Annotated in this window: 19 protein-coding genes; 7 read left to right on the forward strand and 12 right to left on the reverse strand. The window is 35.6% G+C overall.

The window, feature by feature from the left end; genetic code table 11:
* Positions 1–73 precede the first annotated feature (73 nt).
* Entirely contained in the window at positions 74–1,885 is a 1,812-nt protein-coding gene (gene rho / locus BXU10_RS06315) for a transcription termination factor Rho (protein WP_078226623.1), read from the forward strand.
* A 174-nt stretch (positions 1,886–2,059) separates the two neighbouring features.
* On the opposite strand, the gene BXU10_RS06320 is transcribed toward rho, so the two are convergent.
* From BXU10_RS06320 to BXU10_RS06335, 4 genes are all read right to left on the reverse strand, one after another.
* The gene (locus BXU10_RS06320; protein WP_078226624.1) at positions 2,060–3,076 is read right to left on the reverse strand and encodes a M28 family peptidase; all 1,017 of its coding nucleotides are present in this window, start codon (positions 3,074–3,076) and stop codon (positions 2,060–2,062) included.
* 9 nt (positions 3,077–3,085) lie between these two features.
* Positions 3,086–4,054, reverse strand: a complete 969-nt coding sequence (locus tag BXU10_RS06325) for a DUF3667 domain-containing protein (protein ID WP_078226625.1) — start codon at positions 4,052–4,054, stop codon at positions 3,086–3,088.
* Between the two features lie 33 nt (positions 4,055–4,087).
* Positions 4,088–4,861 carry a dienelactone hydrolase family protein gene (locus BXU10_RS06330; protein ID WP_078226626.1) on the reverse strand — a complete coding sequence of 258 codons (774 nt, stop codon included), beginning with the start codon at positions 4,859–4,861 and terminating at the stop codon, positions 4,088–4,090.
* Positions 4,862–4,993: 132 nt separating this feature from the next.
* On the reverse strand, positions 4,994–5,446 hold the full coding sequence (locus BXU10_RS06335) for an Lrp/AsnC family transcriptional regulator (RefSeq protein ID WP_078226627.1): 453 nt from the start codon (positions 5,444–5,446) through the stop codon (positions 4,994–4,996).
* A gap of 150 nt (positions 5,447–5,596) precedes the next feature.
* Between BXU10_RS06335 and rocD the strand changes: the two genes are divergently transcribed.
* Together rocD and BXU10_RS06345 are read left to right on the forward strand one after the other, a co-directional pair.
* Positions 5,597–6,850 carry an ornithine--oxo-acid transaminase gene (gene rocD / locus BXU10_RS06340; protein WP_078226628.1) on the forward strand — a complete coding sequence of 418 codons (1,254 nt, stop codon included), beginning with the start codon at positions 5,597–5,599 and terminating at the stop codon, positions 6,848–6,850.
* Between the two features lie 197 nt (positions 6,851–7,047).
* Positions 7,048–7,500 (forward strand): DUF1810 domain-containing protein, encoded by a 453-nt coding sequence (locus BXU10_RS06345; RefSeq protein WP_078226629.1) that lies wholly within the window; start codon positions 7,048–7,050, stop codon positions 7,498–7,500.
* A gap of 425 nt (positions 7,501–7,925) precedes the next feature.
* On the opposite strand, the gene BXU10_RS06350 is transcribed toward BXU10_RS06345, so the two are convergent.
* The 8 genes from BXU10_RS06350 to BXU10_RS06385 all read right to left on the reverse strand — a co-directional run bounded on the left by BXU10_RS06350 (position 7,926) and on the right by BXU10_RS06385 (position 20,820).
* A complete protein-coding gene (locus BXU10_RS06350) occupies positions 7,926–8,369 on the reverse strand; it encodes a hypothetical protein (protein ID WP_223255398.1) in 444 nt (147 codons plus the stop codon).
* A gap of 120 nt (positions 8,370–8,489) precedes the next feature.
* Positions 8,490–10,109, reverse strand: coding sequence for a sulfatase-like hydrolase/transferase (locus BXU10_RS06355; protein WP_078226630.1), 1,620 nt, complete (start codon positions 10,107–10,109; stop codon positions 8,490–8,492).
* Between the two features lie 245 nt (positions 10,110–10,354).
* A complete protein-coding gene (locus tag BXU10_RS06360) occupies positions 10,355–11,074 on the reverse strand; it encodes a thioredoxin domain-containing protein (RefSeq protein ID WP_078226631.1) in 720 nt (239 codons plus the stop codon).
* 4 nt (positions 11,075–11,078) lie between these two features.
* Positions 11,079–12,140: a sterol desaturase family protein gene (locus BXU10_RS06365; protein ID WP_078226632.1), complete on the reverse strand. Its 1,062-nt coding sequence runs from the start codon at positions 12,138–12,140 to the stop codon at positions 11,079–11,081.
* 427 nt (positions 12,141–12,567) lie between these two features.
* The gene (locus tag BXU10_RS06370; RefSeq protein WP_078226633.1) at positions 12,568–14,490 is read right to left on the reverse strand and encodes an arylsulfatase; all 1,923 of its coding nucleotides are present in this window, start codon (positions 14,488–14,490) and stop codon (positions 12,568–12,570) included.
* Between the two features lie 115 nt (positions 14,491–14,605).
* Complete coding sequence (locus BXU10_RS06375; protein WP_078226634.1) at positions 14,606–16,174, reverse strand: arylsulfatase; 1,569 nt, start codon at positions 16,172–16,174, stop codon at positions 14,606–14,608.
* 27 nt (positions 16,175–16,201) lie between these two features.
* Positions 16,202–17,674, reverse strand: a complete 1,473-nt coding sequence (locus tag BXU10_RS06380) for a RagB/SusD family nutrient uptake outer membrane protein (protein WP_078226635.1) — start codon at positions 17,672–17,674, stop codon at positions 16,202–16,204.
* 14 nt (positions 17,675–17,688) lie between these two features.
* Entirely contained in the window at positions 17,689–20,820 is a 3,132-nt protein-coding gene (locus BXU10_RS06385) for a TonB-dependent receptor (RefSeq protein ID WP_078227920.1), read from the reverse strand.
* Between the two features lie 937 nt (positions 20,821–21,757).
* Between BXU10_RS06385 and glp the strand changes: the two genes are divergently transcribed.
* From glp to cobA, 4 genes are all read left to right on the forward strand, one after another.
* A complete protein-coding gene (glp, locus tag BXU10_RS06390; RefSeq protein WP_078226636.1) occupies positions 21,758–22,930 on the forward strand; it encodes a gephyrin-like molybdotransferase Glp in 1,173 nt (390 codons plus the stop codon).
* Positions 22,931–23,018: 88 nt separating this feature from the next.
* Entirely contained in the window at positions 23,019–23,765 is a 747-nt protein-coding gene (locus BXU10_RS06395) for a sulfite exporter TauE/SafE family protein (RefSeq protein WP_078226637.1), read from the forward strand.
* A 137-nt stretch (positions 23,766–23,902) separates the two neighbouring features.
* Positions 23,903–24,475, forward strand: a complete 573-nt coding sequence (locus BXU10_RS06400) for a molybdenum cofactor guanylyltransferase (protein WP_078226638.1) — start codon at positions 23,903–23,905, stop codon at positions 24,473–24,475.
* 6 nt (positions 24,476–24,481) lie between these two features.
* On the forward strand, positions 24,482–25,270 hold the full coding sequence (gene cobA / locus BXU10_RS06405; protein WP_078226639.1) for a uroporphyrinogen-III C-methyltransferase: 789 nt from the start codon (positions 24,482–24,484) through the stop codon (positions 25,268–25,270).

The raw sequence follows: 25,270 nt of genomic DNA on the forward strand, positions 1-25,270 counted from the left end.
AATTCAAAATAATTATCTACCTATTCTTTATTACAGTATTTTCCTTTAAAATAATTAAATTCATAGAACATTCATGTTTGATATTTCTGCATTAAAAGAAATGAAGCTTTCTGAGCTTCAAGAAATAGCTAAGTTAGCTAAAACTATAAAGTTTAATGGTGTCAAAAAAGATACTTTGATCAGTCAGATTTTAGCGCATCAGGAAACGACTTCAGAGCCGCCTGTGCCAGCTGTTGCACATGCAGAAATAGTTGATGAAAAACCAAAGAGAGCAAGAATTGCCCCTGTTAAAAAGGCAGCATCCAGCAGAAATGCTCCTGTTTTAGAGTTTGATAAAGTGGAAGAACCACGTGAGGAGATACAACCTGAGGCTGTTTCAAAACCAAATACTAAAATTCAACCGAAACCAAAAGTTGAGGAAGTTGCTGAAAACAAAGAAGTAGAGAAAAAGGAACCAAAAATCGTTAAGTTTAATAAATCAGCATACGAGAAAAAGGTTGCTTTGCAGAAAGAGAAAGAAACAGTAAAAGAAGAAAGTACTGAAGAAGCGGAAGAAACAGAAATAACTGTTCAGACTTCAACTCCCGAAGCTGAAAAAGCTGAAGGAACTGCTCCGATTAAAAAGATTAATCCTAATCAGAATAAAAAACAAAATCCGAACCAAAATCAGAATCCAAATCAAAACGGGAATGGTAATGGAAATAACGGAAACCAAAATCCAAATCATAAAAACAAAAAGAATAATAACTTCAGGGATTCAGACTTTGAATTTGACGGAATTATAGAAAGTGAAGGTGTTCTTGAAATGATGCCCGACGGATATGGATTCTTACGTTCGTCAGATTATAATTATCTAGCCTCTCCTGATGATATTTATTTGTCAACTTCGCAAATCAGATTATTTGGTCTTAAAACGGGAGATACCGTAAAGGGAGTTGTTCGTCCTCCAAAAGAAGGCGAGAAATTTTTCCCTTTGGTTCGTGTTCTTAAAATTAATGGTCACGATCCGCAGGTAGTTCGCGACAGAGTTTCGTTTGAACACCTGACACCGGTTTTCCCTTCAGAAAAATTTAAATTAGCCGAAAAAGGCAGTTCTATATCAACCCGAATTATCGATTTATTTTCTCCAATTGGAAAAGGGCAGCGTGGTATGATAGTCGCACAGCCAAAAACGGGTAAAACAATGTTGTTAAAAGACATTGCCAATGCGATTGCTGCGAATCATCCTGAAGTTTATCTAATCGTTCTTTTGATTGATGAGCGTCCGGAGGAGGTTACAGATATGCAAAGAAGTGTACGTGGAGAAGTTATCGCTTCTACTTTTGACAGAGAACCACAGGAACACGTAAAAATTGCCAATATCGTACTTGAAAAAGCTAAGCGTCTGGTAGAATGCGGACATGATGTCGTGATTCTTCTTGATTCGATTACACGTTTGGCGAGAGCTTATAATACTGTTCAGCCAGCGTCCGGAAAAGTATTAAGTGGAGGTGTTGATGCCAATGCGCTTCAAAAACCAAAACGTTTCTTCGGAGCAGCAAGAAATGTTGAAAACGGCGGTTCGTTGAGTATCATCGCGACAGCATTGACAGAAACCGGTTCTAAAATGGATGAGGTTATCTTTGAAGAATTTAAAGGTACCGGTAATATGGAACTTCAACTGGATCGTAAAATTGCCAACAAACGTATTTTCCCAGCCATCGATCTTACATCATCAAGTACGCGTCGCGACGATTTATTATTAGACGAGAAAACATTACAGAGAATGTGGATTATGCGTAAATATCTGTCAGATATGAATCCGGTAGAATCTATGGATTTTGTAAACGACCGTTTCAAGAAAACCAGAAATAACGAAGAGTTTTTGATTTCGATGAATGATTGATAAAGTTACTGAGGTTCTGAGATGCTAAGTTTCTAAGTTTTTTTAGCATTTGAGTAATTGGAATAAAAAATATAAAACAAAAAAAGATGAGTTTTACTCATCTTTTTTGTAATCATTCCTAAGGGAAAAACTTAGAAACCTTAGCATCTCAGTTTCTTAGAATCTTTTTTTTAACTATCTCTTATCCACAACCGGTCTGTTTTCTCTATTGGCCAGTTCCCAGGCAACGACGAAAGCTAATTTTGTTCTTTTAGTTAAAGCATCGTATTCGATTTTTTCTGCTATGTCGTCTTTACCATGGTAATCTTCGTGAACGCCATTAAAGAAGAAAACCGCCGGAATACCATGTTTGGCAAAGTTATAATGGTCAGAACGCTCATAAAAGTGATTTGGGTCTTTTGGATCGTTGAATTTAAAATCTAAATCTATTTTGATGTATTTTTCATTTTGTGACACTACAGCATTATGTAAATCAGATGATAATCTGTTCGCTCCAATAACATACACATAATTGTTTGTTTTGGCGTGTTCAACATCACGACGACCAATCATATCAATATTAATGTCGGCAATTGTGCTGGCAATTGGAAACAAAGGATGTTCAGAATAATAGCGAGAACCGTGCAGGCCGTGCTCTTCGCCAGTTACATGCAGGAATAAAATAGAACGTTTTGGTCCATGTCCTTCTTTTTTGGCTTTTGCAAAAGCTTTCGCCATTTCCAATAAAGCTACCGTTCCGGAACCATCATCATCAGCACCATTATAAACTTCACCGTTTTGAATACCCACATGATCGTAATGAGCTGAGAGTACCAATATCTCATCTGGTTTTTCAGAGCCTTCAATGTATGCCCAGATGTTTTCTGAATCCTGTAAGTTTTCATTGCGTCTGGCATTCAAATAAGATGCCGGAATGTGCTGGTAATAATCTGTAGCACCTTTTGGAAAAGGGATTCCATTTTTTTTGTATTGCTCTATCATGTAAAGCCCTGCTTTCTTTTGTCCCTTCGAACCGGTTTCACGGCCTTCCATTTCATCAGAAGCAACAGTATAAAGCATTGTTTTTAAATCTTTTTCCGAAATTTTTCCAATGTATTTAGAAGGATCTGAATTGTCTTTGGAGGTAATATTCTGGGTGTTTTTACACGAAAATGCAGAAACAATTAATAATAGAAATGCAATTTTTTTCATTATTAGTTTTTAATGTATATTGATGAATGTATAGAGAACATAAACAGTTAGTAAAAATAGAATAAAAAGAGAGTTTATAATGAATAACAATACACTTTTAACAAAAGAAACTATTCTTGATTCGCCATAAAAGCGATGATGAGCTGGATAAAAATAATAACACATCCAGATTGTTCCAACAATGCTGGTAATTGTGGAAATAACATTCAGTGGACTATCTTCACCAAAAAGTCCGACAACACGGTCAATGATAAACATTACAAGGAAAATTAATAATAAAAATGAAAAATAGTGAAGTGTAAAAATGCCGTGATCAAAATAATAACATTTTTTTTTATTGTGAAAAAGCCATAAGAAAAAAGCAAAAAATGGCATGATAATAAATAAAATTTTAGGAAGGTTGTGAAAGAAAGATTCTGTAAATTTTATAAAAATTTCTTTTTTGGTGTATTTCTCACTAATATGTATTGCTTTTTCAGCGAACCAGTAGCTGGTAGCATTAAGTTTGTCTTCTTCTTTTCCATGTTTCTGAATAGAATCAATTTTCTTCATGTTTGAGAAATGGAAGTATTTATTGTCTTCTTTTTTAATATTCAATTCTTGTGTAGTTTTTGCGATTTCCTTATTTATTTCCTTTTCGCTTTTATTATTTTCGTTGACTTTAACTGGAAGCATAGCAATTAATAAGAACGTAATGAAACTTATGAAAATATATAAACGAACCGGAGCCAAATAGGAAAGTCTTTTTCCCGAAAGATATTCTTTGGTTAAAGTTGCCGGCTTAAAAAGCAGATTTCGTATCGTTTTCCAAAAAGCATTTTCATAATGTGTAAGATCTTCAAAAAAGTGGACAAACAAGTGATGAAATGTTTTTCTGCTGTCTGAATTCTCTTGTCCGCAATTGGGACAAAATTTCTGCTCTACTACGTGGCGGCAGTTGAGGCAGGTTTTATCTTCTCTGATTTTATTATGGGACATTGGTTTGGGTTTAGTTTTGGTTAATTAATTTGGTTACTTTTTAAGTACCTCGTTTAGAAAAAGCTTTAAATGTTCAAAAGAACGTTTTGCAGCAACAGCATTGTAGGCAGCTCCTTTTGAGTTGTCGTTTCCGGCTTCCGGGTTTGTGAATGAGTGTACCGAATTTGCATAATAAATCATTTGCCAGTCAGCTTTCGTATCACGCATTTCCTGCTGAAAAGCAGCTATTTCTTCCTTTGAAACAAATGGATCATCAGCACCATGACAGGCTAAGACTTTAGTTGTGATAGTTTCAGAAGGTCTTGCAGCATCTTTGCCTAAACCGCCATGAAAAGAAACGACACCTTTTACATTCAGATGTCCGCGGCCAGCTTCTAAAACCCCGGTTCCGCCAAAACAATACCCAATAGCAACAATATTATCGGCATTTGCACCGGATTTGATTAATTGATCTAACGCTAACTGAATACGTTTTTGATACGCTTCATAATTTTTTTTGTAGTATCCGGCCTGCTTACCTGCTTCTGAAGTGTTTGTTGGATAATTTCCTTCTCCATAAATATCAGCTATGAAAACCGTGTAGCCCAGTTTTGATAAGTTTTCGGCTATTTCTTTTGAGGCATTGTCAATTCCAAGCCAGGCTGGCAAAAGCAAAATACCTGGATTTTGACTGCTTTTTTTGGCAGCTTTTATGGATAATCCATTTAAAACCTGATCTCCGTCGTTGTATTTTACGGCTTTTAATTGGGCGTTCATAATGCTGAAAAATAAGAAAATAACTAAAATAAATAAGGCTGATTTTTTCATGATTTTTTATAATTTATAACAAATATCTGAAATATAATCGTACAAAAAAACCTCAAAAGCTTTTTCTTTTGAGGTTTTAGCAAAGAATTTAAAATATTGAAAATTATAAGTTTATAGATTATTTGTAAAGTTTTAAAGTGTAATATTTCTTTTAAAAGCGCAACCCAATTCTACAATAGAATCGGTTTTGGCAATCCCGGAAATTCGGTCTATTTTTTCGTAAAGAACATTTCGCATGTGTTCGTGGTTTTTGGCTATGATTTTTATGTAAAGGGTAAAGGAACCTGTAACATAATAACACTCCGTAATTTCCGGAATGGCTTTTAAAGCCTCAATAATTCTTTCTGAATCCGAATCTTTATTGAGCGTAATTCCGGTAAAGGAAGCCCAGTCGTAGCCAATTTTTTTTTCGTTAACCGAAGGTTTGATCCCTGAAATGATACCTTGCTCTGTTAAGCGATTCACTCGCTGATGTACCATTGTATTTGAGATTTTCAAATTTGCTGCGATTGTAGAAAAAGCCATTCTCCCATCTTTTTCCAGTTCCTTGATAATTTTGATGTCAAATTGGTCTAATGAGTCCATTTTTATATTGTTTAAAATTAATATTGACTTTTATTTTGGCTTTTTTTTTAATATTGACTTTTAATTGCTTTATTTAAGTCAAAAGTATTGATTTTTATTGTAAAATAAAATAATATAATTAATTTTGAAAAAGATAAAAAACTGAAAATCATGGAACAGACAAAACAAATTCTTTCGTCTAAATCAGAAGTTTTAATAGAGAAAGAAAACAAATACGGAGCTCATAATTATCATCCGCTTCCTGTAGTTTTAGACAGGGGAGAAGGTGTCTATGTCTGGGATGTGGACGGAAAGAAATATTATGATTTCCTTTCGGCTTATTCTGCCGTAAACCAAGGACATTGCCATCCTAAAATTGTTGGAGCAATGGTAGAGCAGGCGCAAAAGCTGACTTTGACTTCCCGTGCTTTTTACAATGATAAATTAGGGAATTACGAAGAATATGTAACCAATTATTTTGGTTTTGATAAGGTTCTTCCAATGAACACGGGTGCAGAAGCAGTAGAGACAGCTTTGAAATTGTGCAGAAAGTGGGCTTATGAAGTAAAAGGAATCCATGAAAATCTTGCCCAGATTATTGTTTGTGAGAATAATTTTCACGGAAGAACCACAACCATCATTTCGTTTTCGAATGATGAAAGTGCCCGTAAGAGTTTCGGTCCTTTTACAGAAGGCTTTATAAAAATTGAATATGACAATCTGGAGGCTTTGGAAAAAGTACTGGAATCATCAAAAAATATAGCCGGTTTTCTGGTGGAACCAATTCAGGGAGAAGCCGGAGTATATGTTCCGTCTGAAGGTTATTTAGCGAAAGCAAAAGCACTTTGCGAAAAACATAATGTATTGTTTATTGCAGATGAAGTTCAAACCGGAATTGCACGTACAGGGAAACTTTTAGCGGTTCATCACGAAGACGTGCAGCCTGATATTTTGATTTTAGGAAAGGCAATTTCAGGAGGTGTTTATCCTGTTTCGGCGGTTTTAGCAAATAACGAAATAATGAATGTAATAAAACCCGGACAACACGGATCTACTTTTGGAGGAAATCCGGTTGCGGCAGCTGTTGCAATTGCGGCTCTTGAAGTGGTAAAAGACGAAAAACTGGCTGAAAATGCAGAACGTTTAGGAATCATTTTAAGAAAAGGATTAAACGAAATTGCTGAACGTAACGATTTGATTACACTGGTTCGCGGTAAAGGTTTACTTAACGCCATCGTAATTAATTGTGATGAAGAATCAGATTTGGCTTGGGAAATCTGCCTGAAATTCAGAGATAACGGATTATTGGCAAAACCAACTCACGGAAACAAAATTCGTCTGGCTCCGCCTTTGGTTATTACCGAAGATCAAATTAAACAATGCCTTGCTATTATTGAGAAATCATTGAATCATTTCAAAAATTAAAAATTTATTTTCTATCATAATAGGTTAAAAACAGCTGCGATTACTTTATTTTTCGCAGCTTTTTTATTTCATCAAATTGAAATTATATAATGTAACTGTAACAATTATATAAATTTTTAAACCGAGAATCGGAGTAGTTTTGGAAGACTTTAAAACAAGACCTGAAAATTTGTTTAACCTTATAAAATTACTTCAGAATGGCTTACGCAAATAATGATTTAACACGCTTTTTAGATGCACAGAACAAACTTTATCTAACAGCTTACTCAGAACTAAAAAAAGGGAAGAAGGAAACGCATTGGATGTGGTTTATTTTTCCGCAGCTAAAAGGTTTGGGCAAAAGCACACTAGCGAAATATTATGCTCTTGCTGATCTTAAAGAAGCAGAAGATTTTCTAAATCATCCTATCTTAGCGAAACATTTAATTGAAATTTGCAAAGTTCTTTTAGAATATAAAACCAAATCAATAGAGGCTATTCTTGGGGAATTAGATGCGAGAAAACTTCGTTCTTCCATGACTCTTTTTACTCAGGTAGAAAATACAGATCCAGTATTTCAGGAAATACTGGATGTTTTTTTCTTAGGATATTCAGATCCGATTACTTTGTCAAACATAGCAGTGCCATTAGAAATTGCTATGGCATCCTGAATTTTACATTTTTACTTTATTTATATAAATCAAAAAGCGATTGTCCGAAAACAATCGCTTTTTTTATTGCTTAAATGTCGTATGCAGTTTTAAACTCTTTTTCAAAAGAAAAAATCCGTAATAAAAGAAAATGATTTTGATTCAAATCGATGTATCTCTGCTATTTTTAGATCGGTTTTATGATTTTTAGATATACCCTTCAAAATCTCTTTTTTGTTCATTTTCTATATCTTTTTTCAACCATATTATTTTTTGCTCCAAATATTTTATGTGGTCTACATAATCGAGGAGATTAGGTAATAATTTTACCATCGAAGCTATTTCACCACAAAAATCAATTTCTTTCTGAATATAGGGTACTCTGCTTCCAGTTGTAACACTAGATGTTTCTAACCATATATACTTAAAAAGTTCTATGTCTTTATTTAAAAAACCAAACCGATTTTCACAAAAACTTCTGTAGAAAGTGCAGAGCGAAACCATTCCGGCAGTTTGAAGAAATTGCCAATTACCAGACTAAAAATTACGGCTTCTAAATTGAGCCCTTTTATAAAAGTATTTCCGGCTATTATCAAAGCTAAAATAGTCAGCAGATATACGACTGGAAATCCCAATAAAAAGTTTTTTACCGATTTACCAATTAAAAAAGCAGCAATACTTCCGATAGCAGTCAGGTAAATAAACTGAACCAACAGAACTTGCAGATTTCCGACAGCAAATACATCTGCCAGTAAGTCGGAACCATTGGACCATTTGAATACCGGGACTTCAGGAAGAAATACAAACAGTGAAATTCCGATGATTAAGAAACCTAAAAGTACGACTGTCCAGTCTTCATGAAGGCTAAGTTGTTTTGTTTTAATTGACATTGGTTTTAATGAATTGAATTGTTTTTTAAGATTTGGTTGAGTTGAGGCTTGTTTGTGTTTTTTTAAACAGGTAAAACGACTTTTTTGCATTTAAAGAGTATGCTTCTATGTATTTAAACTTTACAAATCGACAAAGTATTTTTGAGAGCCAAAATTGAATTCATAGTAAGTTAAATTAGGCCATAACGGTTTTATGAGTCCTTTTTCCCAGTCTTTTAAAGCTGTCTGAAGTTCTTTTACTTTTGCCGGATTTTTTTGTGCCAGATCAGTAGTTTCAGATTTGTCTTTTGATAAGTCATAAAGCCATTTTTCATGTGTTTTTCCACTGATGATTAGTTTCCAGTCTCCGCTTCTGATGGCTTTGGCATCACCGGAACGCCAGTATAAATTTTGGTGCGCAATTTTATTGTTATTGACTATGTTAATTAAATCAACCCCGTCATAAACCCTGTCTTTTGGCAAACCAGAATGCGTTACTGCTGCAATGGTACTGAAAATATCTAGTGAACTCACCGGTGTTTTGTAAACGGTATGTGGTTTTATTTTTCCTTTCCACGAAAGTGCAAACGGGACATTGATTCCGCCTTCAAAATGGGAGAATTTCCCTCCTTTAAGCGGTGCGTTGGTAGTAGCAAACGTATAATCGGCACCTCCATTGTCACTGGCAAAAATAATCAGGGTATTTTCTTCCAGACCTTCTTTTTTTATTTTGGCCCTGATTCTTCCAATGGCATCATCCAAAGCGCTGATCATGGCAAAATACACCTGTTTGTTTTCGTCTTTTACATTCGGAAAACGGTCGTAATATTTCTTGCGGACCTGAAAAGGGGTGTGTGGTGCATTAAACGGAACATACAGTAAAAATGGTTTTGTTTTATTTTTGTCAATGAAAGCTTCGGCTTCATCCGTAAATTTTTCAGTCAAATAGGCTTTTTCCTCAACAATGGTAGTATCCCTGCGAATTTTTCCAATTCCGACACGGCCCTTTCCCCAAATTACTTTATCTGTAAAATCCTTATGATGATGGTTGATAATATCCGGATTATCATCTTCGGGAGCAAAAAGCGAAAACGCCTGATAAAACCCGTAATGATAGTCGAAACCTCTGTCCAGTGGAAAAAAACCTTTGGTATGCCCCAAGTGCCATTTACCAATAATACCAGTATTGTAACCTTGTTTTTTAGCCAGATCGGCAAAGGTAATTTCAGACTGGGGCAAACCCTGGGTAGCGATTGAAGTATCATTTGGATATTCAATTTTTGGGTTTAATCTCCAGCTATCGGTATTAATCAGATATTTGAAGGCATAATATTCCAGATTGTTTTTTGGATATCGGTCTCCGGGTTGATATTCATGTCCAAATCGTTCCTGATAGCGGCCTGTAAGTAAACCTGCTCGCGAAGGAGAACAAATGGATGAGGAAACATAACCGTCTGTAAATGTCACTCCCGATGCAGCCAAAGAATCTATTTGAGGTGTTGGGGTTGATTTTCCTCCGTACAGCGAAATGTCATATTTGCCCAAATCATCAGCAAGGAGAATGATAATGTTTGGTTTTTTTTCTGAAGTTTTGGAAGTGTCTTTTTGAGACAGAAATGTAGCTTTTCCTTCAGCTAATTTTTCGTCAGGCTTAATCAGTGTTCCGTCTGTGTTGATGGGCCAAAACAAAAAAACGGAAGCAATAAGGAGTAGAATCAAAATGGTAAAAACGATTTTTTTAGTTTTTTTGGATATTGCCATATTGTGGTATTTAAAACAGGAATGGTTTTTTATATTGCAGTTTTTGAAAGTTTTAAATTGATAAACCTGCAAGGTTGGGACACCCTGCAGGATAGCAAACAAACAAACAAACAAACAAACAAACTTCATTACCTTATGTTGTTAATGAATTAAAACAATTGTCAGGCTGACCGGAGTTGAAGCTCTTTACAACTAAAAGGTTTCGACTCCGCCCAGGGTGATATTCATCTCTGATTTCTTTCTTATTAATTATTCTGAGCCAAAATGACATCAACATCTTTTTTCAAATCTGAGAATCCCTCTTTTTTGAAAACAATCTGACCGTTTTGATATAAAATCAGGGTAGGGAATACTTTTACAGTTTTCAGATCGGCAATTACCTGCGGACTTTCTTCCAGTTCAATTTCGACAATTTTTACCTTATCTCCGTATTCAGCTTTGATGGTTTCCAGAACAGGCTTTACTTTTTTGCACGGAGCACAATATTTAGAACCAATATCTACCAAAACGGTATTATTATCAGCGATGATTTTATTGTATTCATCCAGTGTTAATTTGCTTTTGGAGTTGACATAAAAAGGCTTTCCGTTGCCAATCCAGTTGGCAATTCCACCCTCTAAACTATAGGCTTCCTTAAAACCTTTTTTTAATAAATCATCTGCCAGCCACACACTTCTTCCGGCTCCGATAGAATAGGTAAATACGGGTCTTGTTTTATCTAATTTTGCTATTTGCTTGGCATAATCTTTTGACTCCAGATTGAAATTTACCGCTCCGTTAATGTGGTTAAGGGCAAATTCTTCAGGCCCTCTAGCATCAATTATCTGTGGGTTTTTCTCATTTTGAATTTTACTGTAATAAAGATCCAGCGAGATTGTATTTGAACTTTTATTTTGTGCAAAACCAATAATTGTTACAAAAAGGGTTAGGGCAGAGATGCTGTTTTTAAATATTTTATTTTTCATGATATCAGGATTGAACGGTTTCTAGTACAGGCTGATTTTCAACAACCGGAGTTTGTTTTAAGGGTACAGAAAGAACTCCTTCTGCCAGTGCGCTTCCTTCTTTTTTAGATTTGAATATCGGCCAAAGAAACTGTGCGTACCATTCTTCCTGCTTGTAGGATTTGATTCCATATGATTTTGGAAATTGTCTGGTAATTAAACCTGTTCCGAAGATGACATCCCAGATAAAAAACATGTTTCCGAAGTTGCCTTTAAAATGACCAACACCGTCTCCGCTTGTATCTGCATGATGCGCGTGGTGTGTAGCCGGAGTCGAAATTAAACGTTCTAAAACCCATGCAATCGGATGTAAAACTTTGTATTTGTAAAACGGTTTGTCCCAGGCAATACTGGAGTGTGCCGTTAATGTGATGATGCTTTTTATAACCAATACAAACAAAGCAGGAAGCCCTAAACCTAAGAAGGTTAAAGTGGCTGTTAAGTAAATCTGAGAGAAAAAGATCGTGTAAATAAAGTTTTGTCTCGAAAGCATCGCCATTCCCATGTACGGAGCTGAATGATGCGTTCTGTGAAAACGCCATAAAAAGGGAACCTGATGGTGCAGACGATGGTACCAGTACTGTGTTAAATCATCCGCAACAGCGATTAAGAAAAAGCCTCCCCAAAACGGCACCCACGAAAGTGCGTTTTCAAGATTCGGAATCAAAACCGGTAAAACCTTTAAGCTGAAAAAAGAAATAACTGCAGGTAAAATTAATTTTGGAGCCAGGAAACTTACGATGTCAATTTTGCGTTCTTCACCTGTCCATTCATCATCATATAAACCTGCCGTAAATTCGATAATTCCCAACACAATCATAAAAACGGTTAATCCCCAGGTTCTGATGTTTTCGAAAGCAGGTTTTGCAAATTCCAGAAAAGCCGGTAATGCAATGTGCGATTCACTTACAATGTTGTTACTCAATTTAAAATATAGGTAAATTGCCAACACAGGCAGCGTGTAAATAAAAAGACTGATACTTAAATCTCTTATCAGATTTTTGTTTGAATTTTGAACTGTTGCCATGATTTCTTATTTTAAAAATTGATTGATTAATGTTAAACCGCCTGCCAAAATCACAAGCGGAATCAAAAAAAGAATCGCCCCAACGACAATCTTTTTGCCTATAATTTGATAATCTACTAGTTTCATGTGTCTCAATTTTTTTGTTTAATACTTTATTTTGTTTTATAAATTGGGATTAATTTCCTTGAAAATCAGAATGATAAATTTAAAATTAAAACTAATAATTATATAGATTTAGTAGAATTTTATTTTGTGAAATTTTTTAATGAAAGGCTTCTACTAATTTTATCCGGAGCTAAGTCGAATGGACTCAGCCAGACAGCAGAATGTTTGTTTTACTTTTCTGTTATATCAAAAGTTTTTCATTGTTTACCTTTTGAAAATTCAGGTCTTTATTTGGTAGTAAAGACCTGAATCCAACTTTTTACTAATGCGAACTTCCGCTTCCACCTTTTGTTGCTTCTTTAATCAACTCCTGAAGGTTTTTGCCTTTGTCAGCTCCGCTATTGTGAATTTTTCTGCCCAGTACATCCTGCCAGTCAATTAACGGATACACATTATTTTCTTTGGCTTGTTCATCAAACAGTTTTTTAAGTTCTTCTAATTTTTCAGGATACTTTTTGGCCAGGTTATTACGTTCATTAAAATCTTCGTTTAAGTTATATAATTCCCAAACATCATTATCAAAACTGTTTGCTGCAGCAGTCTGATTTTTACCTGCAGTTTTCAATAAGGTAAAAGGATCCGGATGTGCTGCGGCTGCTTTCCATCCATCTTTGTATATGGCTCTGTTTCCAAAAATATAATAGTATTGTACTTTGTGTAATGACTCTGCTTTGGCATTATTTAAAGAAGTGTATAAAGAAGAACCTTGGATGATATCCTGCTTAATTCCTTTGATATATTCCGGAGCTTTAATTCCTGCAATATCAAGCGTAGTAGGCAGAATATCGTTTACATGGCTGTATTGATTTCTGATTCCGCCCTTATCTTTAATTCCGTTTGGATAATGAATAATCAAAGGATTACGGGTTCCACCTTCTGACTGAGCATCCTGTTTCCAGTTTTTAAACGGTGCATTAGTTGCTTGTGCCCAGCCTAAAGGGTAATTTGTATTAAGTCCCTGAGGAGTTCCAATTTCGCCGATGTTGGCTAAATTATCCTGAAGATTTTTTTCGTCAGATGTTCCCTGAGCAAAAAGGCTTTGGTTGATAGTACCTACCAGACTGCCTTCTTTACTGGCTCCGTTATCTCCAATGGCAACAAAAATTACAGTGTTGTCAAATTGATTGGTTTCTTTAAGGTAATTAACCACTCTTCCAATTTCAGCATCGGTATACGTCAGAAATCCTGCGTACACTTCCATGAATCTGGCATATACCTTCTTTTGATCCGGAGTTAATTTTTTCCATTCCCCAATTAGCGGATTACGTTCTGGTAAAACGGCATTGGCAGGAATTACACCCAGTTTCTTTTGGTTTGCCAAAACTCTTTCACGATATACATCCCAGCCTTCATCGAATTTCCCTTTGTATTTATCGCTCCATTCTTTTGCAACCTGATGAGGTGCATGAGCTGCTCCGGGTGCATAATATAAAAAGAACGGTTTTCCTGGAGCCGCTTTTTGTTGTTTCTGAAGATAACTAATTGCCTTATCTGTAATTAATTCGTTCAGATGGCGTCCGTCTCCTTTTATATGCGTCTGATCTTCTACCAAATCAGGGTTGTACTGATCGGTTTGTGATCCTAAGAAGCCATAGAAATGATCGAAACCTTTTCCGGTTGGCCATCTGTGAAATGGACCTGCATCCGTAGCATCTTCATCCGGAGTTACACCATATTTCCCTACTGCAAAAGTGTTGTAACCGTTTTCACGTAAAATCTCAGCAACTGTTCCTTTATCAGATGGAATTCTACCATCCCAACCCGGGAAACCTGCAGATAAAATAGTGTGAGAAAAGCCGCTAACGTGAACTCTTCCTGAATTTCTTCCCGTCAATAAAGCGGCACGGGTAGGTGCGCAAATAGCGGTTGTATGAAAATTGGTATAACGTAATCCGTTATTTGCCAAAGCATCAAAAGTAGGGGTCTCTATTAATCCGCCAAAAGCACTTGAAGCACCAAATCCTACATCATCCAGTAAAATCCAGACTACATTGGGAGCGCCTTTTGGAGCTTTTACAGGCTCAGGCCAATATTCTTTTGAGTCCGCCAATGTTTTACCAACGACTCCTTTAAATTCTGCATTTTGCTGTTCCTGGGCAAAGCCAAACTGAGCAACAAGCAATGCTGTAATCAAAAGCCCTTTTTTAGGACTTTTGATGGTACTGTTATTTTTAAATTTTTTCATTTTTTTATATTTTAAGCGATTAATTGATAATTCATTATTTCTATGTATTTGGTATTGTTTATTGTTGTAGTTTTTTTAATAAAGTATAAAGTCAGGAATTAGGAATAACTGTTATTTATTTTATCGTATTCCAGTCTTTAACGCCAACTTTTGCTGACCATTGTCGATGTAATTCAATCAGATTTTGGAGGATTTTTGATTCTGATTTTGCCAGGTTCTTTGTTTCGGTTCGGTCTGCAGAAAGATTGTACAATTCCCAGGGCTGATTGTTTTCGGCTACTGCTTTCCATTGTCCTTTTCGTACTGCTTTACTGCCTTCATGTTCCCAAAATAAAGCTTCATGTGCATTAGATCGTTGCCCTTCAAATTCCTTTTTTAAACTAATACCTTCTAATGGTGTGAGTTTTTTTTCCTGAAAAGAATCCGGATATTGAAAACCGGCATACTCCAGAAAAGTTGGGAAAACATCAATCAAATGACTTACCCTATTGCTTAATGTGCCAGCCTTAATATGTTTTGGATAATAAGCAATAAAAGGAGAAGTAATACCGCCTTCGTGGGTGTTCTTTTTGAACAATTGAAAAGGCGTGTTGCTCACATTTCCCCACGGACTTTCGTAACTGTCAATGGAAGCAACTGAACCTGGTGTTCCATTTTTTTGTGTAACATAATTCCAGTTTTTTACATCATCGGCACTTCCGCCATTATCAGAAAGAAAAAGAATAAGTGTATTATCTTCTTGACCCAAAGACTTTACTTTCTGAAGGATTTCTCCAATTCCTGCATCCATTCGGTCGATCATGGCGGCGTAAATTGCCATGCGGGTGTCCCATTTGTCTTTTTCTTCAGTACTTAATTTTTCCCAATCCGGCACTTTTTCAAAACGATTGGATAAGTCCCAGTTTTTATCAATAATTCCTTGTTCTTTTAATTTTTTAAAACGGCTTGCTCTCAATTTATCCCAGCCTTCGAGGTATTTTCCTTTGTATTTTGCAATATCTTCCGTTAATGCCTGAATGGGCCAATGTGGCGCATTATAAGCAACATACAGAAAAAAAGGCTTTTGTTCATGGCGATGTTTTTCTAAAGAATTAATGGCAAAATTGGTTATTTCCTGAGTCAGATAAGTCGAAGTATCCGTGCGAATAATTTCTTTGTCTCCTTTCAAAAAAGTCACTGTTCTTCCGTCATTATACAAAGGTTGCGAGTTGAAATAACTGCTTCCATTGTTTTGTAACGTAAATGAATCATCAAATCCTCTATTAACCGCCCAGGCTGACGGAACCAAACCAACGTGCCATTTTCCGGAAACGATAGTGTTGTAACCTGCCTGTTTGAGTGCCTGTCCAATCGTGATGCAATGCTCGTTTAAATACCCCTGATAGGCAGGAAACCCTTTGTCCTGAACCATGTCCCCAACACCTGCCTGATGCGGATATAAACCTGTGAGCAATGAAGCGCGTGAAGGACAGCAACGCCCGGCATTGTAAAATTGCTTTAGAATAAGTCCGTTTTTAGCAAGCTTATCCAGGTTTGGAGTTTTAATTTCTGAGCCAAAAGCACCAATATCTGAGAAACCTAAATCATCCGCCAGAATGACGATGATGTTAGGTTGCTTTTTCTGCGCAGACAGCTGTAATTGTGCAACAACCAATAGGGCGATAATAAACAGTTTTTTAATCATTTTATATACTAGTATGTAATCCTTTTATTAATAGCCTGGATTTTGCGGTAGTCCTACTGGGTCAATATTTCTTTCGCTTTGCGGAATTGGATACAGATTATTACGCTCTGAAACTGAGTTTTTTGCAGTTACCTTCTTGATTTCGGTAACCAAAGTTCCCCAACGAACCAAATCGAACCATCTTTGCCCTTCCTGAACAAACTCTTTTTTGCGCTCTTCCTGAATCGCAGCTCTAAAAGAGGTTTGGTTTAATCCAACTAAATCTACAGTTGCGTCTGGCGTTGTGATTGGTTTTCCAAAAGCTCTTCTTCTTACCTGATTAATCAATTCATAAGCTTCAGTAGTTGGCGCTCCCTGTTCATTTATGGCTTCTGCCAGGGACAATAAGATGTCTGCGTAGCGAATAACCGGAAAATTAATGGCTACGTTTGAAGGAGTAGCTAGATTGGTCAGGTCAAGATATTTGCTGAAAATTGGTTTTGGAAAAGTATAAAGTGTTCCGGTTGCCGGATTCAATAATTGTTTTTTATAACTAACATCTCTTCTTACATCTCCTTCTGCATAAATATCATAAAACAAAGCTACATCCGAAATAATATCTGCCGGTTCAGTAGCAGTAAATCCGGTAAATGAAGTTGCTTGAAAAGTACTTCCGCTAGAACCGTTTCCTGCCTGATTTGGCTCAAACTGAACAGAGAAAATATGCTCTTTTCCGTTCTTTTTTTCCTTTGCGAATATATCTCCAAAGTTTTCAAAAAGGGCATATCCGTAACCACCATTAATAACTTCTTTAGCTTTAAGGATCGCATTTGGATAATCTTTTCTTGTAAGATATACTTTTGCTAAAATTGCTTTTGCAGCTCCTGATGTAGCACGTCCAAGGTTAGTTGAAGTATAAGCAGCAGGTAAACCTTCTGCATCTTTTAAGTCTGAAATAATTTGCGCATAGACTTCATCGACAGTTGCTCTTTTTGATTTTAAGCTTTCTATTTGAATAGAAGTCGGTTCATGTAAAACAATTGGAACACCGCCCCAAAGACGTACTGCCTGAAAGTATAATAATCCTCTGATGAATTTTGCTTCTAAAATCAATCGGTTTTTAATTTCTTCTGTTCCAACGACTTTCGGAATATTATCAATGGCAACATTGGCTCTGTTAATTCCGGCATAAATTTGACGCCACGCAACCTGAACACGATCTGACGTCGCATCATGGGTTAAACTGCTCAAAGCTCTTACCTGTGGATTGGTTGCTGAAACTCCTGCTGCGGCATAATCAGTAGCCATATCTGTCAGGAAATAAAGATTTCTTCCAAATAAACTCTGCTCTCCCGGATCAAGACTCAAAGAAGCATAAACAGCCGTTACACTTGCAATAGCATCATCCTGAGTGTTAAAGTAATTTTCTTCGGTTACAAAAGAGGTTGGTGTTACCTCTAATTCTGTGCACGATACAAATAGTCCGGCACTTAATAATAATGTTATAATACTCTTTTTCATTTTATATTTTTTACTTAGAAAGTTATATTCAGACCCGAAATGAATGTTTTAGAGTTTGGATAAGAACCAAAATCAATTCCCGGATATAAGTTGTTTTGTTCGTATGAACTTACCTCAGGATCATATCCGGTGTATTTTGTCCATGTAATTAAGTTTTCGGCAGATACGTAAAATTTAACACTCTTTGTTCCCAATTTTTTAGAAATGCTTTTAGGTAGTGTATATCCTAAAGTGATTAATTTTAGTCTCAGGAAAGAAGCATCTTCTACATAACGTTCAGAAACTATTCCTACTGGAGAACTAGATGCTCTCGGAATTTCATTACTTGGATTTGTTGGTGTCCAGCGATCATTAAGAGTAGCATTAGCATTTGTTCCCAGTGTTGAAATTTCTAATTGCTGATTTAAAGCATTGAATATTTTTCCGCCATATGATCCCTGGAAAGAGAAATTCAAATCAAAATCATTATAAGAAATTGTATTGCTGAAACTTCCAACAAATTTTGGCTGTGAAGTTCCAAGATTTCCTTTGTCAAGAGCTGTAATTACACCATCACCGTTGCTATCTACATATTTTCTGTCACCAACTTTTGTATTGGCAAGGCTGTTTATTTTTGGCTGTGTATTCACTTCTTCCTGAGTCTGGAAAATACCATTGGTTCTGTACCCCCAAAAAGTTCCTAAAGGCAGTCCAACTTTTACCGTTACAGGTTGCTGTTGTAATAAGGATCCGTTTGGAACAATCGGGAAAAATTGGTCAACACCATTTCCAATTGCAAGTACCTTGTTTCTATTAACAGAGAAAACGAAGTTAGAATTCCATGAAAAGTTTTCTGTTTTTATATTTTCTGTTATCAGACCAATCTCGATACCTTTATTTTCAACACCTCCAATGTTTTGAAGTATTGTAGCATATCCTGAAGTAAGCGGCACAGGGACACTTATAAGCAAATCGTTTGTTTTTTTGTAGTAAACATCAAAAACAAAATTGATTTTTCTGTCTAATAATGATAAGTCTAAACCAATGTTATATTGGTTTGTTTTCTCCCATCTCAAATCCGGATTTGCCAATCGGGTAGGGGCAAGTCCTGTATATAATGTACCTCCAAAGGCGTAATTAACAGAGCCCATCTGAGCCAGGGAAAGATAATTTCCAATTTCCTGATTCCCGGTAGTTCCGGCTGTTATTCTAAGTTTGGCTTCGGTTAGACCTTTAATGTTGTTGGCAAATTCTTCATCAGTAATATTCCATGAAAATCCAGCCGAAGGAAAGTAACCCCAAAGTGATTCTGAACCAAATCTTGAAGATCCGTCTGCACGTGCAGAGACCGTAAAGTTATATTTTCCTTTATAAGAATAATTTACTCTGGCTAACCACGATTTTAACACACTTTCGAATGCATCACTATAGGGTTTTATCGGAACACCATCTTGTAATGAATTGTAAGTATTTGCATCATTTATAAAAGTATTTGCACCCGCATTAACAACTTCACCTTTTGTGTATTGAAGTGTATATCCCCCTAAAGCCGAAAATTTATGGTCATCACCAAAGTTAGTATTGTAGTTCAGTGTATTTTCATTCAGTATAGAACTTACCAACCTGTTTCCGACTGATCCTAAGCCTTTTGTTCCGGCTCCCGTTGTTGTAGTTGCCGGAGCATAATAATTTTGTTTGGTATCAATAACGTCACCGCTTACGGCCACTTTTGCGGTCAGTTTTTTGGTTATTTTGTATTCACCAAATAAGCTGGTTAGAATTCTGTTGATTTTGGTTTCGTTTGTTGTGCTAACCAAATCATTAATTGGATTTGCAATAACGCCATTAACTGCAGTTGCATAAGGATTATTAGTTAAATTATAACTTCCGTCTGCATTTTTAATAGGAACAACTGGTGGCTGATACAGGGCAACAACCAATGGATTAGGCTGTCTTCCGGCAGAAGAACCTCCATTGGTTCCTATACCATTTGCGACAGAGTTACTATAATTCGCGTTCACACCAAATTTAAAATTTTGTGAATAATTCCTTTCGTAGTTGACACGAAGCGAAATTCTTTTAAAATCCGATGCAATTACAATCCCGTCTTGTTGAAAATAACCTGCCGAAATTGCATAACGCGAACGTTCGTCTCCTCCTGAAAAAGACAACTGATGATTCTGAATTGGTGCAGCAGTTCTAAAAACAGCTGACTGCCAGTCGTAACCTCCCGATGTTTTAAGCGCTTCTATTTGAGCTGGTGTAAACGATGGTGACTGACCAATACTTGCCTGAACATCATTACGCAGACTTGCCCATTGGCTTGCATTTAACAAATCTAATTTTTTAGAAACATTCTGAACCCCCAAATAACCCTGATATGAAATATTGTCTTGTCCTTTCGTTCCTTTTTTAGTCGTAATAATTACAACTCCATTAGCACCACGTGATCCGTAAATTGCTGTTGCAGAGGCATCTTTCAGGACTTCAATTGATTCAATATCTCCTGGATTAATAGTAGATAATACATTTACAGATGCACCCGCATAAGTTACTCCTGCAGTACTGTTATTGTTATCATTATAAATTAAAATTCCGTCAACTACATAAAGAGGTTCATTGCCAGCCGTTATAGAGTTTCCTCCTCTAATGCGAACACTGGAAGAAGCTCCCGGACGCCCGGAACTTTGTGTAACAACCACTCCGGAAATAGCACCTCTCAATAAGTTATCTGCAGATGAGGTAACCTGAGAAAGATTTGCTTTTGGAACGGATGATACTGAACCGGTAATGTCTTTTCTCTTTTGAGAACCATATCCAACAACGACTAACTCATCCAGTTCCTGACGTTCTTCTTTTAAACTGATAGTGACAGGATTTTTGTCTACAATAATTTCAGTTTTTTTATATCCGATATAGGTTATTATTAAAGTATAAGGTAATTTCTGACCAGTCTGAAAATAAAATTTCCCTTCAGTATCTGTCTGAACTCCGTGTGTTGTTCCTTTAATAATAACTGAAGCTCCAATAATTGGCTGGTTTGTAATATCATCTACTACCGTTCCGTCTAGTTTAGACTGTATAAGAGGTGTTGTATTTTGTGCATTTATTCCTGATGTTAAAAACAGGAAAAATAATAATGTGTAAACATTTATATTTTTTTTCATTTCTTTGTATTGGTTTAAGTAATTAACAAGGAGTCCTGAAAGTTGATTTTTCAACTCTCTCGTGTTTCCTTTATTTAGCGATAAATTTTCTTTAAGCCTCGCCATTTCTGTTGCCGCAGAAATGGCTTTTTTGTTTATTTACAGCAGCTGTTGCGCATCTTTTTCATTTTATTGTTTTTTAGTTTTTATTCATTTTCTTAGTTTATAGGTATAGTTTCAACAGTCTTTTCAATACAATTTGATGTATCAAATAGATTATAGAATGGTAAGTAAGATTTACTTATGTGTTTTTATAGGGTTTGTTTAAAGTCAATTTATTTTATGAAGAAGAGTTGACTATAAACAGAGAATTATTGCTGTGAGGTTTAGCAACAGAAGCACATACAATAGTTAGTGTTATAAGTATATTTTTTTTGAAGATTGTAAAACGATATGCTTTCGGTTGTTTTCAAAATTTAGTGTTTTATGGTTTTAAATACTATCTCAAACTATACTAATTCTATAGACAAAGTTAATTTTAATATAATAAAAACCAAAAAAATGATGATTTTTTTTTGGCAATAATTAAATAAATATAATTTTAAGAAAGAATTTTTATTGTAATTAATTGATTGTTAGTTGTTTGTTATTCTTGTTGATTTAAATAAATGTTAAAAATATATTTTAGGTGATATTAAAATGTAGTATTTTATACTTAATTTATTCTTTTTTATTTATCAATTTTAATAATACAAGACGTCAAATATGACTGAAAAGTATCTGCTGGTATTCAAAAAACAGAATTTTAAACCAAAAACTAGATTCAATTTAAACCATGATTTTAAATAAATTAGAGTAATTTTATAGGTAGAAAAATAAATTATTTTTTTTTAATCACACTAGTAAAAAATACTTATATTTGTATTAAGTATTTTTACTTAGTCTTATATTTTATTAAATGATACAAGTAAATGAAGCTTTAACAATCGTAGCTGAAAACAGTTCAAAAATGCCATTTCAAAAAATAGCAGTGAAAAAAGCACTGGGATATGTTTTGGCAGAAACGGTTTATTCGCCAATTGCAATGCCGCCGTTTCGTCAGTCAGCAATGGATGGCTATGCTTTCATTCACAGCAGAAAACATCAATACGATGTAGTAAGCAGTTCACAAGCAGGGGATCATTCTAATATAAAACTGAAAGAAAATGAAGCAGTAAGGATTTTTACCGGAGCTTTTGTTCCGGACGATGCTGATACAGTGGTGATGCAGGAACATGTGATGGCGAATGAAAATTCGATTTTAATCGCCCAAATGCCGGAGCAGTTTGCAAATGTTCGCGCAAAAGGGGAGCAGATCAATAAAGGCGAAATAGTTTTTGAATCTAATATAGTAATCACGCCCGCTGCAATTGGTTTTCTGGCTTGTTTGGGAATCACAGAAATTACCGTTTACAAAAAGCCAAAAGTTGCCATTTTGGTAACCGGAAATGAATTGGTAAAACCGGGTAAGAAATTACCCAAAGGTAAAATTTACGAAAGTAATTCAGCAATGCTGGAGGCTGCGCTTCAAACGATTGGTGTAAATAAAACAAAGGTTTTTAACGTAAAAGATAATCTAAAAGCAACGAAGGAAGCCTTAAAAGACATTCTGAAAAAATATGATGTGGTTTTAGTTTCGGGCGGAATTTCAGTTGGGGATTATGATTTTGTTAAAGAAGCATTACTGAAAAATGGAGTAGAAGAACTTTTTTATAAAATCAATCAGAAACCGGGAAAACCAATGTTTTTCGGCTCTAAAAAAGAAACTTTAGTTTTTGCTTTACCCGGAAATCCGGCTTCGTCACTGACTAATTTTTATGTGTATGTGTATCCGGCCATTAGAAACCGAATGGGATTTTCGGATATTCATTTACCAAAATTGGTTAGAAAATTAAATGATGGGATTTCTAATAATTCGGGAAAAACATTGTTCTTAAAAGCTTTGTATGATGAAACCCATGTAACGGTTTTAGACGGTCAGAGTTCAGCAATGCTTAACACTTTTGCAACAGCAAATTGTTTATTAATTGTACCGAATGATGTCGAAAACCTTAAAAAAGAGCAGCTGGTAACATTATTGCCGATTGATTAGAATAAAGAATAAAGAATTTCAGTTTTAAAACGCAGTGTGTAAAAAGAAACATATAGCGTAACGTGAAACAAAGAAAACCTGAAACAAAATGAATTTACTTACTTCCGAAAATATAATTTTATTCAGCTTCGCATTGATTGTGATTGCGTTTTTATACGCAAGTGTAGGACATGGCGGGGCATCGGGTTACTTGGCTTTAATGACCATTTTCGCTTTTCCGGTGGCGATTATGAAACCTTCTGCTTTGTTGCTGAATTTATTTGTTTCGAGTATTTCGTTCTTGTTTTATTACAGAATGAATTATTTCAAACCAAAACTCTTTTATCCGTTTGCGATAGCTTCTGTACCGGCAGCTTTTATCGGCGGATTTATTACGCTGGATAATACAATTTATAAAGTTATTTTAGGAATTGTTCTGGTATTTGCGGCTTTAAGACTGTTCGGAATATTTAATTTTAAGGAAAAAGAAGCCGTTAAGATTCAATTGCCTTTTGCATTAGCAATCGGATTCGTAATTGGATTGCTTTCAGGAATGCTGGGGATTGGAGGCGGTATTATTTTAAGTCCGATTTTATTGTTCCTGGGATGGGCTTCTGTAAAAGAATCGGCGGCTATTTCAAGCCTGTTCATATTTGTCAATTCATTTGCCGGAATGCTGGGATTTCTTTTGGGAGGAAAAATTATTCCGACAGAAAGTTTTTATCTGGTTCCGATTGCAGTGATAGGCGGAATGTTAGGCGGATTTTACGGAAGCGGTTATTTTTCGAACAAGACCTTAAAAATTGTATTAGGGACAGTGATTTTGATGGCAAGTATAAAATTGATTTTTCCATAAAAAGAAAAATTAAACACTCAGAAACAAGGGTTTTCTATTTTTGGAAAAGGAAAGATTGGCAAAACATAAAACTTTAAACCTGAAACCTGACTCGAGGTTGAAAGCTGAACAGACGAAGTAAACAAAATAAATTAATCATGGAAAAACTAACAGCATTTATTCTTTGCGGAGGGAAAAGTTCCCGAATGAAGTCTGAGAAAGGATTGGTTCTGTTTCAGGGAAAACCATTTATTGAACATATTATTCAGGCTGTTTTGCCTATTACAGAAAAAATTGAGTTCATAACAAATACTAAGGAATACGATTATTTGCCATACAAGAAGTCTGCTGATATAGTGAAAGATAAAGGCCCTTTGGGTGGAATTTATACAGCACTGGAAAATTCTGAAACCGAATTCAACCTGATTCTAAGTTGTGATATTCCGTTAATTTCTTCGGAATTGTTAGCTGAATTAATTGCAAAACACAATCAGGAAGCTCAAATTACTGTTTTTGCGACAGAAAGCAGGATTCATCCTTTAATCGGAATTTATTCGAAAAAAATAGTTCCGGTTATAAAAGAAGCGATTGACAATAATGAACTGAAAATGATGGATTTTCTCTCGAAAGTGCCGCATCAGATTATAAAAATAGAAGAAAGCGAAAACTTTCCTTTAACCAATATTAATTCGGCCGACGAATTAAACGACCTGAATATCAATTTAAGTTAATAGATTATGCAAAACTCAAAAACACCAATGTTAACAGTAGTAGGCGCAGGCCCGGGAGATGTTGAACTGATCACGCTAAAAGCAATTAAAGCGCTAGAAAATGCCGACGTAGTTTTGTATGATGCGCTTGTCAATGAAGAATTACTGCAATACGCAACGCAGGCAGAGATTGTTTTTGTGGGGAAACGTCTTGGGTGTCATGCTTACACACAAGATCAGATTAACGAATTGATTGTTTCGATGGCAAATCGTTACGGACATGTGGTTCGTTTGAAAGGCGGAGATCCGTTTGTTTTTGGGCGCGGAAGTGAAGAAATTGAATTTGCAGAAAAATTTGGTCTGGAAACTGCTGTAGTTCCCGGAATTTCATCAGCATTGGGTGTACCTGCTTCAGCGGGAATCAGTCTGACACAACGAAAAGTAGCTGAAAGTTTTTGGGTAATTACAGGTACAACTTCCAGTCATGAATTGTCAAAAGATGTACATTTGGCATCCCAATCGGCTGCAACAGTGGTAATTTTGATGGGAATGCACAAGTTGGATGAAATCATTTCGATTTATCAGGAAAACAGAACTGACGATTTACCAATTGCCATTATCCAAAACGGAACTAAAAATTCAGAACAAAAAGTAGTAGGAAACATTAGTTCAATTGCTAATTTAGTTGCCGAAAAAAACATTTCATCACCGGCAATTATTGTGATTGGAGAAGTGGTAAAAAATACTTCAAAACTGACCTCTTATTTTCAGGAACATTTTGAAGACGAATTTATATTTCAGAATTTAAATTTATAA

This window comes from Flavobacterium sp. LM4, from assembly GCF_002017935.1.
Lineage (GTDB): Bacteria > Bacteroidota > Bacteroidia > Flavobacteriales > Flavobacteriaceae > Flavobacterium > Flavobacterium chungangense.